The 15357-nt window shown below is 46.1% G+C and carries 15 protein-coding genes and 1 pseudogene; 8 read left to right on the forward strand and 8 right to left on the reverse strand.

Going from position 1 to position 15357, the window contains the following annotated elements; genetic code table 11:
- Positions 1-105 (forward strand): annotated as a pseudogene (locus NDA06_RS24000) (IS1 family transposase); the annotation flags it as partial.
- A gap of 159 nt (positions 106-264) precedes the next feature.
- Here NDA06_RS24000 and NDA06_RS24005 read toward each other — a convergent pair.
- The 5 genes from NDA06_RS24005 to rpsF all read right to left on the reverse strand — a co-directional run bounded on the left by NDA06_RS24005 (position 265) and on the right by rpsF (position 6916).
- On the reverse strand, positions 265-1434 hold the full coding sequence (locus NDA06_RS24005) for a glycosyltransferase family 4 protein (RefSeq protein WP_190987165.1): 1170 nt from the start codon (positions 1432-1434) through the stop codon (positions 265-267).
- A gap of 15 nt (positions 1435-1449) precedes the next feature.
- On the reverse strand, positions 1450-2628 hold the full coding sequence (locus tag NDA06_RS24010) for a glycosyltransferase family 4 protein (RefSeq protein ID WP_190987166.1): 1179 nt from the start codon (positions 2626-2628) through the stop codon (positions 1450-1452).
- The gene (gene hpsE, locus NDA06_RS24015; protein WP_190987167.1) at positions 2625-3635 is read right to left on the reverse strand and encodes a hormogonium polysaccharide biosynthesis glycosyltransferase HpsE; all 1011 of its coding nucleotides are present in this window, start codon (positions 3633-3635) and stop codon (positions 2625-2627) included. Before hpsE ends, NDA06_RS24010 begins: the two co-directional genes overlap by 4 nt.
- 97 nt (positions 3636-3732) lie before the next feature.
- Positions 3733-6396 carry an ATP-dependent chaperone ClpB gene (gene clpB / locus NDA06_RS24020; protein ID WP_190530305.1) on the reverse strand — a complete coding sequence of 888 codons (2664 nt, stop codon included), beginning with the start codon at positions 6394-6396 and terminating at the stop codon, positions 3733-3735.
- A gap of 187 nt (positions 6397-6583) precedes the next feature.
- Positions 6584-6916, reverse strand: a complete 333-nt coding sequence (rpsF, locus tag NDA06_RS24025) for a 30S ribosomal protein S6 (protein ID WP_190410636.1) — start codon at positions 6914-6916, stop codon at positions 6584-6586.
- 237 nt (positions 6917-7153) lie between these two features.
- Here rpsF and NDA06_RS24030 point away from each other — a divergent pair, with 237 nt between their 5' ends.
- Positions 7154-7945: a fumarylacetoacetate hydrolase family protein gene (locus NDA06_RS24030; RefSeq protein WP_190533481.1), complete on the forward strand. Its 792-nt coding sequence runs from the start codon at positions 7154-7156 to the stop codon at positions 7943-7945.
- Between the two features lie 25 nt (positions 7946-7970).
- Here the strand turns inward: NDA06_RS24030 and NDA06_RS24035 are convergent, their stop codons facing one another.
- The 3 genes from NDA06_RS24035 to NDA06_RS24045 all read right to left on the reverse strand — a co-directional run bounded on the left by NDA06_RS24035 (position 7971) and on the right by NDA06_RS24045 (position 9205).
- Complete coding sequence (locus NDA06_RS24035; RefSeq protein WP_190410634.1) at positions 7971-8444, reverse strand: Tic20 family protein; 474 nt, start codon at positions 8442-8444, stop codon at positions 7971-7973.
- A gap of 237 nt (positions 8445-8681) precedes the next feature.
- A complete protein-coding gene (locus tag NDA06_RS24040; RefSeq protein WP_190410633.1) occupies positions 8682-8879 on the reverse strand; it encodes a hypothetical protein in 198 nt (65 codons plus the stop codon).
- 83 nt (positions 8880-8962) lie between these two features.
- The gene (locus NDA06_RS24045; protein ID WP_190987175.1) at positions 8963-9205 is read right to left on the reverse strand and encodes a hypothetical protein; all 243 of its coding nucleotides are present in this window, start codon (positions 9203-9205) and stop codon (positions 8963-8965) included.
- A gap of 282 nt (positions 9206-9487) precedes the next feature.
- Between NDA06_RS24045 and glyA the strand changes: the two genes are divergently transcribed.
- The 6 genes from glyA (at position 9488) to NDA06_RS24075 (ending at position 15268) form a co-directional block, all read left to right on the forward strand.
- Entirely contained in the window at positions 9488-10771 is a 1284-nt protein-coding gene (gene glyA / locus NDA06_RS24050) for a serine hydroxymethyltransferase (protein WP_190675215.1), read from the forward strand.
- Between the two features lie 209 nt (positions 10772-10980).
- Complete coding sequence (locus tag NDA06_RS24055; protein ID WP_190410630.1) at positions 10981-12039, forward strand: MraY family glycosyltransferase; 1059 nt, start codon at positions 10981-10983, stop codon at positions 12037-12039.
- A 36-nt stretch (positions 12040-12075) separates the two neighbouring features.
- Positions 12076-13347, forward strand: coding sequence for a competence/damage-inducible protein A (locus NDA06_RS24060; protein ID WP_190533487.1), 1272 nt, complete (start codon positions 12076-12078; stop codon positions 13345-13347).
- A gap of 167 nt (positions 13348-13514) precedes the next feature.
- Positions 13515-13658, forward strand: a complete 144-nt coding sequence (locus NDA06_RS24065) for a hypothetical protein (RefSeq protein WP_190530292.1) — start codon at positions 13515-13517, stop codon at positions 13656-13658.
- 23 nt (positions 13659-13681) lie between these two features.
- Positions 13682-14140 carry a type II 3-dehydroquinate dehydratase gene (aroQ, locus tag NDA06_RS24070; RefSeq protein ID WP_190410627.1) on the forward strand — a complete coding sequence of 153 codons (459 nt, stop codon included), beginning with the start codon at positions 13682-13684 and terminating at the stop codon, positions 14138-14140.
- Between the two features lie 447 nt (positions 14141-14587).
- Positions 14588-15268, forward strand: a complete 681-nt coding sequence (locus NDA06_RS24075; protein WP_190987176.1) for a hypothetical protein — start codon at positions 14588-14590, stop codon at positions 15266-15268.
- The last annotated feature ends 89 nt before the right edge of the window (positions 15269-15357 follow it).

A 15357-nucleotide genomic window follows, 5' to 3' on the forward strand; every position in this document is an offset into this window, starting at 1 on the left:
TCTCGATTAGTCCGCAAAACCCTGTCGTTTTCAAAGTCATTAGAGAATCACCTTGGCGCAATTTGGTACTTCATCCATCATTACAATGCATCATTACTTCTTTAGCACTACCACTTTATCTATACTAGTAGAAACTTAACTTTAAGCTATTGAAGACTAAAAAGCTCTACAAGTTTCTATTTTTTTAATAAAGCTCTAAAAGCTAGCTTTCCTACTCATCGGAGTATAATTCCCCAAAAATTCAGAAAAAAATAGAAATATGTTCTATTTTCTTAACTTAATTAATAGTTTTTTTACGGCTTGAGCAGAAATATTCCAATTAAGTCTATCTTGATACTCGTTGAATGATGAGACAGCTAAGCGTTCATAGTCAATATAATTTTCTAGTTTGGATACAATATAGTTACAATAATCAGCAATATTAGCATCTACTTCAAAACTTTTCCCGTTGAAATCATTTTTAATGATAGTTGGTATACCACCAGTATTTGTGGTTAAACAAGGTACCCCAAACGAATTTGCTTCAATTAAAACGTGGGGAGAGCAGTCTGCTAAAGTAGGCAAAATTAGAAAGTGGGATTCAGCCATTAGTCTATTGAATTCATTTAAACCCTCACTCGTTGATTTATCAATAAATCCTTTAATGCTAACAAAACTGAGTTCAGACTCATTAATCTTCGGCTGGCATCCAACTACTTGAAGTTGAGTTTTTAGACCCATTCGATTTAGTTCTTTAGCAACTTCTAAAGCAACATTTCCTCCTTTTCTAAGCCACTCCACACCAATAAATAATAATTTGCAACGAGTTGTACTTCTTGCTTTTATAGCATTGTCGATATCATCAATTGTTCTATTACATGTTACATTAGCTCCCCAAGGAACTACTTTTACTTTAGAAGGATTTATTCCATAGATATCAATGGCTGTTTGAGCAGCCCATTCTGACGCGAGAATTACTAACTCGCATTTATTCAATGCAGATTGTTCCATTAAATATATATTTTCTTTGGTTTCCTTACACAAGTTGCTCAAATAAGGATAAAAATTAATCAAACCTGCCAGTGTTGAATCTGTCCACAGAACGACTGGTTGCTTACATTCCAGATAAGCAATCGGCACTGCATTTTCCGGACAAAGCACTATGTCTGAGTTAAATTTAGATAGTTTTTCAGATATCTGATATGCATAATCCTTAAGCACTAATGGCTCTGCCCAGCGGTAGTAATCTTTTTTAAAAAAGTTTCGATATAAACTCCACTTAGCTTTAGTAATTACCGATTTTTTCTTATTTAAAGGTCCAAAGTATTCCAGGTCAATAGATTGATTTTTTAAAGCTTTTGCTATGCTGGCTCCAGCACCACACAGTCCTAATTGAGACTTAGTCCAAGTCAAGCTATTAAAGACATCATAAGTTGTAGCATAAGCGAGCTTCATAACGAGTAATTATACTTAATTAATTAAGTCCATAAACAGCTTTTGTGCTGACTGGGCGGTTGCTGACCAATTTAAACGAGTTTGATACTCATTAAATGAAGATAAAGCTAACTTTTTATAAGCTCCATAATTTCTAAACAAAGTATAAATATAGGTGCAATATTCTTGAATACTGCCGGTTATTGAAAAAAGTTTTCCATTTACATCATCTTTGATTACTGTTGGTATGCCGCCTACATTGGTAGATATACAAGGCACTCCATAGGAGTTTGCCTCGCAGAAGACGTTGCCATAAGCTTCTGCTTGTGAAGGCACAATTAATAGATGAGATTCAGCTATCAACTTACTAATTTTATTTAATCCCGCCGCTGTTGATTTACTAATAAAGCCAAGATTAACAACAAAATCAGGAGCAGAACTATCTTTAAAAGGCTGGCATCCAACTATTGTTAATTCAACATTCAACCCGCTTTTATTCAATTTGCTAGCTACTTCTAAAGCTATGTTCCCACCTTTTCTAAACCAATCCACGCCTAAAAACAGGAGCTTGCATTTATCCAAGGGTCGAGATTCAATAATCTCCTTGATATCGTCTAAGGTTCTATCACACTCAACATTTGCTCCTGACGGAATCACTTTGACTTTAGAAGAGTCAACTTGATAAGTATTAATTACAGTCTGAGCAGCCCAGTCGGAGGAGAATATAGCTAAACTGCATTTATCTAAAGTAAGTTTATCCATAGTAGTTAATTGCTGGGTGGTTTCGCTACACAGGTTACTAAACTCACTATAAAAGTTCATCAATCCAGCGTAAGAAGCATCTGTCCAAACTACAGTGGGTTGCTTACAGTCAAGATAAGAAATTAAATTGATGTCTGGACATAAAACGATTTCGGGATTAGCTCGGAGAATTTTTTGGGCAATTTGGCATGCATAGCCTTGATTAACAACGGGTTCTGCCCAAGGAAAATATATTTGTTTAGATAGATGCTTATGCCAGCGATTCTTTGCCTTAGATAATAATTTTAAAGAGGGGGAGTACATCTCCTCAAGAGGACCAATATACTCTATCGTTCCCAATTGTCTTTCCAGAGCTTTCGCTTTGTAGTAATTAGTGCCACAGTGCCCAATTAAGTTGCGAGGCCAAGTACGGTTATTAAAAATATCATAGTGAGTAGCGTATGCTATCTTCATTGACTTTGTTCAAAATTTACCTTTACGTTAATAAAACCTTTGACTGGCAATTTTTTATATATTACTAAAAAAGGGCTATAAAGTTGCCCTAATTGGGACTGAAATTCACAAGCTTGCACAATATTATTGGGTAGAGAATTTTTATTTTTTAGGTAGTAAATTAATACCTTTAAGCTATTGCGTAATGTAAAAAATGGTATCAAAAAAGGTAGGAAGGGACGCTGCCATCGATAAAACCGAGTGACTCGCGTGAGATGATTGGAAAGGCCATATCCATGAGCCAGTCTGAGTAGATAGGCTTGTTCTAATCGATATGGGGGAATATGATGCCAAATCTCCATTTTGGGATTGTGCCAAACTTCCCACTTACTATTTTGAATATAGAACATTATTTCGGCATCTTCTCCGGCAGCCATTGTTTTCTCGTCTCTGCCAGGTATTAGGAGTTTTTCTGGAGGAGGAACGGCGTCTTGCCATGCCTGCTTCCGGATGACTGAACCGGGTGCAGCAGGAATTCGGCGCGGTTTATCGGAACGCTTGTAGTGAAAAGGCGTTGCACCTCGGTTATAGATAGTAAGATACCCTTTTATTTGCTCAAAGTAGGGGGGTGGTAGTTCATCGAGTTTGGCATGAATAATGCCACCATAGGCTCCCACTTGAGGGCGATCGCTACCAAAGCGATAAGCTTCGGCTATCCAGTTATCTGCTGGTAGATTATCATCATCCAAAAATCCAATCAAGTCGCTGCTTCTAGCTTCCTGTACGGCTCGATATCGCGCATAGGCAGCGCCTTGTTTGGCTTCAAAAATATACCTCAACTGGCTATCTTGACGCCAATTGGTTGCATAGCGAGCAACGACAGCAGCAGTATCGTCATTGCTGTTGTTGTCAACAACTAGCACTTCCCAGTCAATATCCTCTGTACCAACTTGATGAAGCAGTTGATCTAGAACTTCGGGCAGACGTTCTGCACCGTTATATGTGCAAATGGCTACAGTAAAGTCCACGGATATGTTCTTGGCGTTGTCGCATCAATTTTGGCTGTTGTATTGCTTTCAGACTAACAGTAGAGACGTTTAGAGGCAACGTCTCTACTGATGATTGTTAAATGATTTGAGCTTCAAGGAGGCTGAGGGACTGTTTTTTGCTGAAAGTCAGCGTATTGTCCACACAATCAACCAAGATGGTGTCGCCACTCACGAAGGTATTTTCTAGCAGCGCTGTGGCGAGGGTATTTTGCAATTCACGCTGAATGGCGCGTTTGAGAGGACGGGCACCATAGATCGGATCGTAGCCAACTTCCGCCAAGTGGTCTTGGGCAGATGCCGAGAGTTCGATGGTGATTTTTTGATCGGCTAGCAGCTTCTCAATCTGTTTGATTTGAATACTAACAATCTGGCGCAGTTCCGAACGTTCCAGCCGGTGGAAGAGAATAATGTCGTCCACGCGATTGAGGAATTCGGGGCGGAAATGCGATCGCAAAGCATCCGTTACTTTCTTCTGCATCAATTCGTACTGGTCCTCGTTCCCCCCCAGATCGAGAATATGCTCGCTGCCGATGTTACTTGTCATCACAATCACCGTATTCCGGAAATCTACCGTCCTGCCTTGGGAATCGGTAATTCTTCCATCATCCAGCACTTGCAGCAAGATGTTGAACACATCGCGGTGGGCTTTTTCCACTTCATCCAGCAGCACGACCGAATAGGGGCGACGGCGAATTGCCTCAGACAGTTGACCGCCTTCTTCGTAACCGACGTACCCTGGAGGGGCACCTACGAGGCGAGAGACAGCGTGTTTTTCCATGTACTCGGACATATCAATCCGTACCAGGGCGTCCTCGCTGTCAAACAGGAACTGAGCTAAGGCACGGGCTAGCTCGGTTTTGCCCACCCCTGTTGGCCCCATGAACAGGAAAGAACCGATCGGACGACTGGGATCTTTCATCCCCGCACGGGTGCGACGGATGGCAGCGGAAACGGCGGCAACGGCTTCTTGCTGACCGATCACCCGTTCGTGGAGATGAGATTCAAGCTGGAGTAGCTTTTGCCGTTCCGACTCTAGCAGGCGGTTGACTGGGATACCCGTCCATTTAGCGACAATTTCGGCGATATCGTCTTCGCGTACCTCTTCCCGCAGCAAGGCAGCACCGCGAGATTGCAGTTCCAACAGTTGGGCTTCTTTGGCTTCCCGGTCGCGTCCTAAAACCTCCAACCGTCCATACTTCAGCTGAGCAGCTTTGTTAAGGTCGTAGGCGCGTTCTGCCTGCTCTATTTGCACCCGGAGTTTATCTTCTTCCTCCTTCACTGCGTTAATGTCTTCTAAGAGCTGTTTTTCTGATTGCCACTGGGAACTGAGTTGAACTTGTTTTTCGCTCAGGGAGGCAATCTCTTGTTCAATACGCTCTAAACGCTCTTGAGAAGAACGGAAGGCACCCACAACGGTTGTTAAACCCGTCCGTTGACCTTCTCCTTGCAGGGAGAGCTTTTCCATCTCTAGCTGCATCACCCGTCGGTCAATTGCCTCTAGTTCTACCGGCTTGGACGTAATCTCCATTTTCAGCTTGGCAGCAGCTTCATCGACCAAGTCAATTGCTTTATCTGGCAAAAACCGCTCGGTGATGTAGCGATCGCTCAAGCTGGCGGCGGCAACTAAGGCAGAATCGGTAATCTTCACGCCGTGGTGGACTTCGTAACGTTCTTTCAGCCCCCGCAGAATCGAAACCGTGTCTTCTACGCTGGGCTGATTAACATAGACTTGTTGAAACCGGCGTTCGAGTGCCGCATCTTTTTCAATGTGCTTGCGGTACTCGTCTAGGGTCGTCGCCCCAATGCAACGCAGTTCTCCCCGCGCCAGCATCGGTTTGAGCAAGTTACTCGCATCCATTGCCCCTTGAGTGGCACCAGCACCAACCACCGTGTGCATCTCATCAATAAAGAGGACAATCTGACCGACTGAATCGATGACTTCTTTTAGCACCGATCTGAGGCGGTCTTCAAATTCTCCCCGATATTTGGCTCCCGCAATCAGACTCCCCATATCCAGGGCAATTAGGCGGCGGTTCTTCAAAGATTCAGGTACATCGCCGTTGATGATGCGCTGGGCTAACCCTTCTGCGATCGCTGTCTTACCTACTCCTGGTTCCCCAATCAAAACGGGGTTGTTCTTACTCCGGCGAGATAGCACCTGCACCACGCGGCGAATTTCCTCATCTCGCCCAATTACGGGGTCTAACTTACCGGATTTGGCTGTTTCTGTCAGGTCGCGCCCGTACTTTTCCAAGGCTTCATAGCGAGCCTCTGGATTTTGGTCTTTTACTTTCTGCGTACCCCGAACCTCTTTGATCGTTGCTTCTAGCTTTTGCCGATCGAAGTTGAAGCTTTTGAGCAACCGGCGTCCGATGCGGTCATCTTCGACGAAGCCGACTAATAGATGTTCTACCGAGATGAATTCGTCCTGCAAGGTAGTTCGTGAGGCTTCAGCTCGGTCTAACATGACATCTAAGCCCCTCCCCAGGTACAACTGGTCAACGACAGCGACTTTGGGCTGGCGTTGGGTGAAGGCTTCGAGTTGCGACTTTAACGCCTGGATGTCCACATTGACTCGACTCAAAATCCGATTTGTCAGCCCTTCTTCTTCTTCCAGAAGCGCGATCGTTAAATGCTCTACCTCTAGCTGCTGATTTTTGAATCGACGCGCCACATCTTGAGATTTGATGATGGCTTCCCAGGCTTTCTCAGTAAACTTGGCAGGGTCAGTAGGCTGCATTTTATAAAACGAATCTCAGTCGAATACCGTGTCTCACACGTCAGTATAACAATCTGGAGTCAATGGCTCATTGCTAGATTGCGAATAAAAAAAAATTCCCTCCCTGGTGTGAGGGAAGGAATGGAGGGTGGGACGAAAGTCCACCTTGCGACTCAACAAGGGCGGAGAAACTCCACCCCAATCGCACTTAACTGACTGCTTCTGCCTCAACTGGCTCTGGCTTCGGTTCGCGCACTTCCTGCTTGATGGTGAGGTAGCGGATGACTTCTTCCGACAGACGCATTGCCCGTTCCATCGGCGCTATCTGGCTGCCATTGCATTGGTAATTCATCTGGACATAAATGCCTTCCCGATGCTTGCCGATATCTTGAGCTAGACGCCGCCGACCCCGATGCTGGATTTCGATGTCGTGTGCCCCATTGTCGCTCAAGATACCTTGATACTTGGCGATCGCCAAGTTTACTTGTTCCTCGGTCAAATCGGGACGGAGGATGTACATAGTTTCGTAAACGATCTGCATTGCTGTTAATCTCCTTATGGACAAGACGGCTTCTTCTAGCACTGGGACTAGGAAGTTTGGGATTGGGAATGGAAGTCGCACCTTGAAAATCTCAACTCGCTAGCCTATAGCGTCTAAAGATGAAGAAGCAAGGAATTAAAATCTTACTACCAGTCCATCAATTGTACAAAGTTACCAGGGTAAATTCACCTCAACGTCCAGACCACACATCAGCATAATCAAATAGCAGTCAACATTATGGCGCAGCGCTACGTCCGAGTCCGAACCGCAAAAGGACAGACTTACTACGGTTTATTGCAACTAAGCCGAGGCGTTCAGGTGCTTGATGCGCCTCCCTGGTTACACGGGCAACCTACGGATTTGCAGTTAGAACCCGATACTTATCAAATTCTGGCTCCTTGTGCCCCGTCTAAAATTATCGCGGTGGGCAAAAATTATGCCAGCCACGCCGCTGAAATGGGGACGGATGTGCCAAAAGAACCGTTACTATTTCTCAAGCCGCCAACGTCTGTAACCGCAGCGGGGACAGAAATTCACTACCCCCCGCAGTCACAGCGAGTAGACTACGAGGGCGAATTAGCTTTAATCATTGGCGATCGCGTTTATTGCTGTACGCCAGAAGAGGCACAAACTAAAATTTGGGGTTACACCATTGCCAATGATGTTACCGCCCGCGATTTACAAAAGCAGGATCTTCAATGGACGCGGGCAAAAGGATTTGATACTTTTTGTCCTTTGGGGCCGTGGATCGTCCGTGAGTTGAGTCCGGCTGCCCGCTTGCAAACTTTTCTGAACGACGACCCCCAGCCGGTGCAGTCAGCACTCATTAATCAGATGGTGTTTGCGCCCGATTTTCTAGTGTCTTACATCTCTCAGGTGATGACGCTGTTACCGGGAGACGTGGTGCTGACTGGAACGCCCCAAGGGATTGGCCCTATGCAAGTGGGCGATCGCGTTCGCATCGAAATTGAAGGCATCGGTCACATGGAAAACACGATTGTGTCACGTCCCACACCAGCCGCGCCCTAACGAAGATTCTGCCTGCGGCAAGAAACTAGGGAACTTGGCTGTAAACTGCCTCTGAAATCCCAGGAATTTCTGCGTAACGTCCTATCACAGACTGAACAACTGAATAGGCGCAGGCAGCAAGCGTTCCTAGAAAAACAACATTAAACAGCGTTTGTCCTACCAAGCCAGTTCCTAGCGCTGGAGTCAAAATTTGCAATGCCATAGTACACAAAAATAGAGCAATGTCTATTAAGAGTGCCTGCATGGTGTTAAAACGAATGAAATGGCTAATCTTTTCGTTTCTAACTACGCCTAAGAACAAGACAAAGAAAATGATTAAACTGGCAAACGGTATACTGTAAATTGCTAGCAACGGTTGTAGCGGCAATAAAATCAGTGCTAAGACAGGAAACTGTCTAAACAGGTACGCCCCAAAAGGAAGCACAGAAAGCAAAGGGAGTAAATAAGGAAGGCAAGCGAAAACCCTGTCTTTCGCTGTTGCTGAACCACGCCAAGTCATCGTGCGTTCTCCTGAAATAATATATTTATCGCCAGTTATTACTAAGTTCAGGATAACGCAGATGCGATGTCAACCAGGACACCCCTAGGTCAGACGTGCCTCATCAAAGACAAGGAGCCTATAGCGTAGGCGCACTCTTGTTTGTCAGAGAAAGTAGCGATCGCCATTAAGCCCCAAATCGCAGATAGCACCTCAGCAGGCTTTAAACTTCAGAAAATAAACTTGAGCAAAACGAGATTACTCAATATTGGCAATCCGGAAGCCCATAAGACACTCGTATTGATCGGGTTGATTTTCGGTAAGCTTGTGAATCGCTTGAGCGCAGCGGAGCTGCCCCTGACGCCAGCGGGGTTGACCACTTTGATCGGCAAGTAAACAGGTCTGACAAACTTGTTTGGGGGAGAGTATCTGCTCATCCGTAAGAATGACTAACATTTAATACCTCCACGAGAGCTTTAATTCGCCCGCATCCATTCTAGGTCAGGTTTTCGGCGAGATATGGTAAATTAACATACAGCTTAATGTCCTCTCCTAAAAGTAGGAGTGAGGATGGTTACTAAAGCAACGCTTTGCGCGTGTGGGAAGAGAGGAGGGCAGAAAATAAATTTGGCACCTAACTTTGGGAGCTGAACAGTATGGGCGTCTAATCCCTCTAAAGTCTTGCAGTTTGCGATCGCATCGGTTGCCAAGTGGGTATGGTTAACATCATGGGCAACTTTTTCTAAACCCCAATTTATCCGGGGTTGGCGATCAAATGTCAAGCAAATTTTTCCAGAGCCTCTAGCCCCTTATGAATGGGCGAGAGAAATACAGCAAAATTGCATACTGCGCCAGGTTAGCTAGTTTGGATGAAAGGTTGCCAAAAATTGTTCGCTTCAAGTGTTAACAGAAAAGTTGGGTAGAGACACGACTCCAACAGCGTTAAGATTGAAGACTCCCGAAAATACTGACCTGGGCTAGTAGCGCGGACATGGCGTTGACCGAAAGCGCACCCGAATCAAAGTTTGAAAGGAAGACTGACACTATTTCTAGGGGTTCACTTTGTGAGTAAAACAAACTTAGACTTTCTAGCCGAAACCGATCCTACCGTTGCCAGCTTTGTCCACGAAGAACTCCAGCGCCAACGCGCCCACTTGGAGCTAATTGCCAGTGAAAACTTTACCTCCGCAGCAGTGCTGGCAGCACAAGGCTCGGTATTAACAAATAAGTATGCCGAAGGTTTGCCGGGGAAACGCTATTACGGCGGCTGTGACTTTATCGACAAAATTGAGCAATTGGCGATTGACCGCGCCAAACAGCTATTTGGAGCGGCTCACGCGAACGTGCAACCGCATTCGGGGGCGCAGGCGAATTTTGCCGTTTTCTTGACCCTGTTGCAGCCAGGAGACACGATTATGGGGATGGATTTGTCCCACGGGGGGCATTTAACCCACGGTTCGCCAGTAAATGTCTCGGGGAAGTGGTTTAAGGTTTGCCACTATGGAGTCAGTCAGGAAACCGAGCAGCTAGACTACGATCAGATCCGGGATTTGGCGCTACAACACCGTCCTAAGTTAATCATTTGCGGCTATTCAGCTTATCCGCGCATCATTGACTTTGAGAAATTCCGCGCGATCGCTGATGAAGTCGGAGCTTATCTATTAGCGGATATCGCCCATATTGCGGGTTTAGTTGCCACAGGCCATCACCCCAATCCTCTACCCCACTGCCACGTCGTCACCACCACTACCCACAAGACCCTGCGCGGTCCTAGAGGTGGCTTAATTATGACCAGCGACCCAGAACTCGGCAAGCAACTAGATAAAGCCGTGTTCCCCGGTACTCAAGGGGGTCCCTTAGAACACGTCATTGCCGCTAAGGCGGTGGCATTTGGGGAAGCACTGCAACCCGCGTTTAAAACTTATTCGGCGCAAGTAATTGAAAATGCTCGTGCGTTGGCAACTCAGTTGCAAAAACGCGGCTTCAAGATTGTTTCTGACGGGACTGACAATCACTTGATGCTAGTAGACTTGCGCTCTATCAGCATGACTGGCAAGCGAGCAGATCAGCTAGTGAGCGGAGTGAACATTACCGCGAATAAAAATACCGTACCCTTCGATCCAGAGTCGCCATTCGTAACCAGTGGCTTGCGGCTGGGTTCGCCAGCGATGACGACGCGCGGGATGTCTACTGGTGAATTTACAGAAATCGGGGATATTATTGCCGAACGGCTCCTGAATCCAGAAGAGGAAGCAGTGGCGGCGGAATGTCGGCGGCGAGTGGCAGCATTATGCGATCGCTTCCCCCTGTACCCCCACCTGACAATTCCCGTACCAGCCTTGGCATAGAATCGCAGGGGCATAGCCGCCCTTACTATGCCCCTACTCCCCATTCCCTCGCTTAATTCCCCATCCCCCTCTGCCTCTTCCCGTCTGAAATGTAGTAGACTCTGCCTGACGATTGTTTTGAAGGATGAAAGATCAATAGCGATTAGCAATCAGCTAACAGCTTTTTTTGATTTCTCCCTTCTGATGTCTAGTACCCTACTTAATTTCAGATGCCCCCCCAGCTGTATCACCTGGTTGCCTTTCTCGTATCTGCCTGTGTCGTCCTCTGGGCAACACCCGTTGTGAACAAAATTGGCCTCCAAAAGGGACTGGTTGATTTACCCAGTGAGCGCAAAGTCCATAAGCATCCTATCGTGCGGGTGGGAGGTGTCTCTATCTTTGCAGGCACCATTATCGCCCTACTGATTGTTTGGGGAACCGGGGGATTTGGCGCTTTGAGCGCAGAGAAATCCCTAGAAGTTTGGGGCGTTATCTTGGGTGGTCTTGGTTTTTTCCTGGTTGGCTTAGCCGATGATTTGTTTAGTTTGTCGCCTTTCTTGCGGCTGTTTCTGCAAATTATCATTGCCAGCTGGGCTTGGCACCTCGGCGTCCAAATTGACTTCCTCACCGTTCCCTTTGCTGGACTGGTCACATTGCCAGACACAATTAGCTGGCCGATTACCGTCATTTGGCTGGTCGGTCTGACTAATGCCATCAATTGGATTGATGGTCTAGATGGTCTAGCTGCCGGTGTTTCTGGCATCGCTGCCGTGGTGATGCTGATTGTAAGTTTGTTTATGAACCAACCGGCGGCAGCACTGATTGCCGCAGCGCTTGCCGGTGGCTCATTGGGATTTCTTCGATATAATTTCAACCCCGCTCAGATTTTTATGGGGGATGGGGGAGCCTATTTTATGGGCTTTACCCTTGCTGGTGTCGGCGTAATTGGCTTAGTAAAAAGCACTGCTGTCACTGCGGTATTACTGCCTTACCTGATTCTGGCTGTGCCAATTGTGGATATGTCAGCGGTGATTGTGCAACGGCTGTTGCGAGGCAATTCGCCTTTTATTGGCGATAAATTCCATCTGCATCATCGGCTGCTGCAAGCGGGTCTGCCACAACGTTTGATAGTTTTGTTTATCTACGCTTTGACGCTCTGGGTGGGAAGTTTAGCCCTGGCTCTGGCTAAAATACCAAGCGGACTTGCTTATGCGATGGGTGCAACGTTGTTGTTGGGGTATACCAGCTGGCAAGTTTGGCGAAATTCGCGTATGAGGAGTGAGGAATGAGGAAAAATACAAAATTAAAAAATAAAAAACTTTTGCATGAGTGCTGAAATTATTTGTGTTGGTACAGAACTGCTACTCGGCGATATTCTCAATAGCAACGCCCAATTTTTGGCGCAGCAACTAGCCTCTCTGGGAATCCCCCACTACTATCAAACGGTGGTGGGAGATAATCCTGGACGTCTCAAGCAGGTGTTGGAGATTGCTGCTGGGAGATCCCATCTGCTGATCTTTACTGGCGGTCTAGGTCCCACTCCCGACGACTTGACCGTGGAAGCGATCGCTGATTTTTTTGGCGTTCCCTTGGTAGAACAACCGGAAATCGTCGAAGACATTACTCGCAAATACGCTATGCGGGGGCGTCAGATGACCCCCAGCAATCGGAAACAAGCGCTCATTCCCCAGGACGCCTCAATTTTACCCAATTCAGGCGGTACAGCCCCCGGCATTATCTGGCAACCCCGCACGGGTCTGACGATTTTGACTTTCCCCGGCGTCCCTTCAGAAATGAAGCGGATGTGGCAGGAAACCGCCGTCCCCTTTCTCAAGAATCAAGGCTGGGGCAAAGAAATCATCTACAGCCGGATGTTAAAGTTCTGGGGAATTTCGGAATCGGCTCTAGCTGAAAAAGTCGCGCCGTTCCTCGACCTCCCTAACCCCACCGTTGCTCCTTACGCCCTTCACGGAGAGGTGCGGCTGCGAGTCTCGGCAAGAGCGGCGTCAGAACCGGAAGCGCTAGGACTGATTGAGCCAGTGGCGCAACAACTGCGGCAGATAGGAGGGCTGGATTATTACGGCACTGACACTGACACCCTTGCTTCTGTCGTCGGCTTTTTGTTGCAAGAAGCTGGGGAAACGCTTTCGGTGGCAGAATCCTGTACGGGTGGAGGATTGGGGCAGATGCTAACCAGTGTCGCCGGGAGTTCCAATTATTTTTTGGGCGGCGTCATTTCTTATGACAACTCGGTGAAAATTTCCCTTTTGGGCGTCAATCCAGAAGACTTAGCCCAAGTCGGTGCGGTGAGCGACGCGGTCGCCAAGCAAATGGCAGTAGGTGTAAAAACACGTCTCTCAACCACTTGGGGACTCAGTATCACAGGGATTGCTGGGCCAGGAGGTGGTACGGAAACCAAGCCGGTGGGATTAGTCTATATTGGTCTAGCGGGGCCGGATGACACGGTAGAAAGTTTTAAGCACCAGCTGGGTCAAAATCGAGAGCGAGACTCGATTCGGTACGCCAGCGCTTCAATTGCCCTTGACCAACTGCGGCGAACAATGTTGAAGAAAAAATTAACGGCGGATGTGTCTTAAGACGGATAGACGCCGCCCGGTCACACACATCCATAGTGAGATTACTCACCTGTTTCTCCATGTGCTAGGGTTAGAATAAATCTTAACCACAATAGGATTCATAAACTCTCACGTTTGCCCTGTTGTTAAGTACTCATCCTGGTTGTATTGCAGGAGTTTTCAATTCAATGGACTATATAGAAAATGTGTTGGAAAAGCTCAAAGAATGGGCACGTAAGCTCATCGAAACGCTCCTGGGACCGGAAGCTGAGCCGGAACCAGAACTGATTCCAATTCCAGTGAATGAGAGAGCGTCGCGCCGTCGTAGTTAGTCTATTGAGTTGCTGCTGAAACCTTGGGCATAGTTACTGTTCTGGTGCTGCACGGACCAAACTTAAACCTATTGGGACTCCGAGAACCAGGGATTTATGGCTCTGTGACGTTGGATGAGATTAATCGCCTGTTAGAACAAGAAGGGCAAACGCTCGACTGTAAGGTCTTTACTTTACAGTCAAATCATGAAGGCGTCTTAGTGGATGCAATTCAGAATGCCGTTGGGCAGCACCAAGGAATTTTAATTAACGCTGGGGCATATACTCATACCAGCGTAGCGATACGGGATGCGATCGCGGCTGTTAACCTTCCGACTGTAGAAGTGCATCTGAGTAATATTTACCGACGCGAAGCTTTCCGACATCATTCTTATATCGCACCCATTGCAATTGGACAAATCAGCGGCTTTGGTGCAGAGAGTTACCGCCTGGGGTTAAATGCTCTCGTTCACCATTTGAGACAAAAAAGTGGCGGTGAATAAACTTCGTGGCGAATGATTGTCTTTGTTTGAGGAACAGATGACCGATCCGATTCGGCGTTGCTTCCTGGCATAACAAGCGATCGCCTGAAAACGAGCTTCATTAAACGCATAGCATCTTGACTCGGTCATCTCAGCAAAGACGACCGGGTTTTTTTGGATTTATTCACTCCCCCTCAGGGAGCCATTTACTGCCAAACTTTTGCTGGAACCAAGTTTGTGGGTATTTTCTTTCTTTTATCACTCTTCTAAGCTGAGTAGTTTTCGAGCGCCAGATTATTGATGGGGCAGGGGTTTCATCATTTAAATTTAGTTTTTTCTACAAAAAGCAATAAAAGAGAACTAAGCCACTCTTGCTTTTTTGTCAGGAAACCTTGACATGAGGTGTTGGAGTACCTAATCGCTTGGGAACTCTAAATGTGTAGAGCTTTTAGATGAGGACAAAAGGACATGAACATTCTAGAACTTGCCAAGCAGGGAAATCCGCAAGCGATCGCTGCCATGATGAATCGTCAGTTACAACCTAAAGGGATTACTGCTAAAGCAAACATCAAAGATGGTTGCTTGCAGATAATGGTTGAATCTGCTCAAGTGCTAAATCAGGATATTTTAGTTGCATTTCTACGAAAAGGAGTAGAAAATTTGGGTGCTGAATCCATCAAAAAAGTCAAGGTTTATGGGCGACAGACAACTGTTAATGCACAGATTTGGAGTCAAGAGTTTGAAATCGAGGATGATTCAGATTGGGTGCAACAATGTGAGCTAGTAAGAGAAAAATTATCAGGATCATCTATTATAAGTTCTCCTGTAGCTCCTACTGATACCCCAGCCAATAAAGAACATACGGACTTACTGAAAAATAATGCTCTTCTAAAAACAGTTTCCATAGAAATGTCTGCCGAAAAAGTCATTGAAAAAGAAGTTATCAATGACAAGCTTAAAAATGAAATGAGTGTAAATAACAAGCAGGCACCCGAAGCAATTATTGGAGCTTTGTTTTTAGTTTTTTTATTTGGTGGGTGTGTCTATCAAGTAGGCTCTCCTTGGAACTGCGAACAGGCTAGAGAAGGTGTGCAGCAAGCCCAGAACGATTACGATTCTAATTATCGTCGGCAGTTAGCCAAGGTATAAGTGCTTATGTAAAATAAATTACACATAATAAAAAGTAGAATAAGCTAAAACAAAAGTCAAGAAAACAAGAGACTTATGAGATTTATTAG

The organism is Trichocoleus sp. ST-U1 (assembly GCF_039961835.1).
Lineage (GTDB): Bacteria > Cyanobacteriota > Cyanobacteriia > Cyanobacteriales > FACHB-T130 > FACHB-T130.

Bases quoted from the DNA above. Each gene is read 5' to 3' on its own strand.
- NDA06_RS24005 (WP_190987165.1), bottom strand. From the start codon at position 1,434: ATGAAGCTCGCTTATGCTACAACTTATGATGTCTTTAATAGCTTGACT.
- NDA06_RS24010 (WP_190987166.1), bottom strand. From the start codon at position 2,628: ATGAAGATAGCATACGCTACTCACTATGATATTTTTAATAACCGTACT.
- clpB (WP_190530305.1), bottom strand. From the start codon at position 6,396: ATGCAGCCTACTGACCCTGCCAAGTTTACTGAGAAAGCCTGGGAAGCC.
- rpsF (WP_190410636.1), bottom strand. From the start codon at position 6,916: ATGCAGATCGTTTACGAAACTATGTACATCCTCCGTCCCGATTTGACC.
- NDA06_RS24030 (WP_190533481.1), top strand. From the start codon at position 7,154: ATGGCGCAGCGCTACGTCCGAGTCCGAACCGCAAAAGGACAGACTTAC.
- NDA06_RS24035 (WP_190410634.1), bottom strand. From the start codon at position 8,444: ATGACTTGGCGTGGTTCAGCAACAGCGAAAGACAGGGTTTTCGCTTGC.
- NDA06_RS24040 (WP_190410633.1), bottom strand. From the start codon at position 8,879: ATGTTAGTCATTCTTACGGATGAGCAGATACTCTCCCCCAAACAAGTT.
- NDA06_RS24055 (WP_190410630.1), top strand. From the start codon at position 10,981: ATGCCCCCCCAGCTGTATCACCTGGTTGCCTTTCTCGTATCTGCCTGT.
- NDA06_RS24060 (WP_190533487.1), top strand. From the start codon at position 12,076: ATGAGTGCTGAAATTATTTGTGTTGGTACAGAACTGCTACTCGGCGAT.
- NDA06_RS24065 (WP_190530292.1), top strand. From the start codon at position 13,515: ATGGACTATATAGAAAATGTGTTGGAAAAGCTCAAAGAATGGGCACGT.
- NDA06_RS24075 (WP_190987176.1), top strand. From the start codon at position 14,588: ATGAACATTCTAGAACTTGCCAAGCAGGGAAATCCGCAAGCGATCGCT.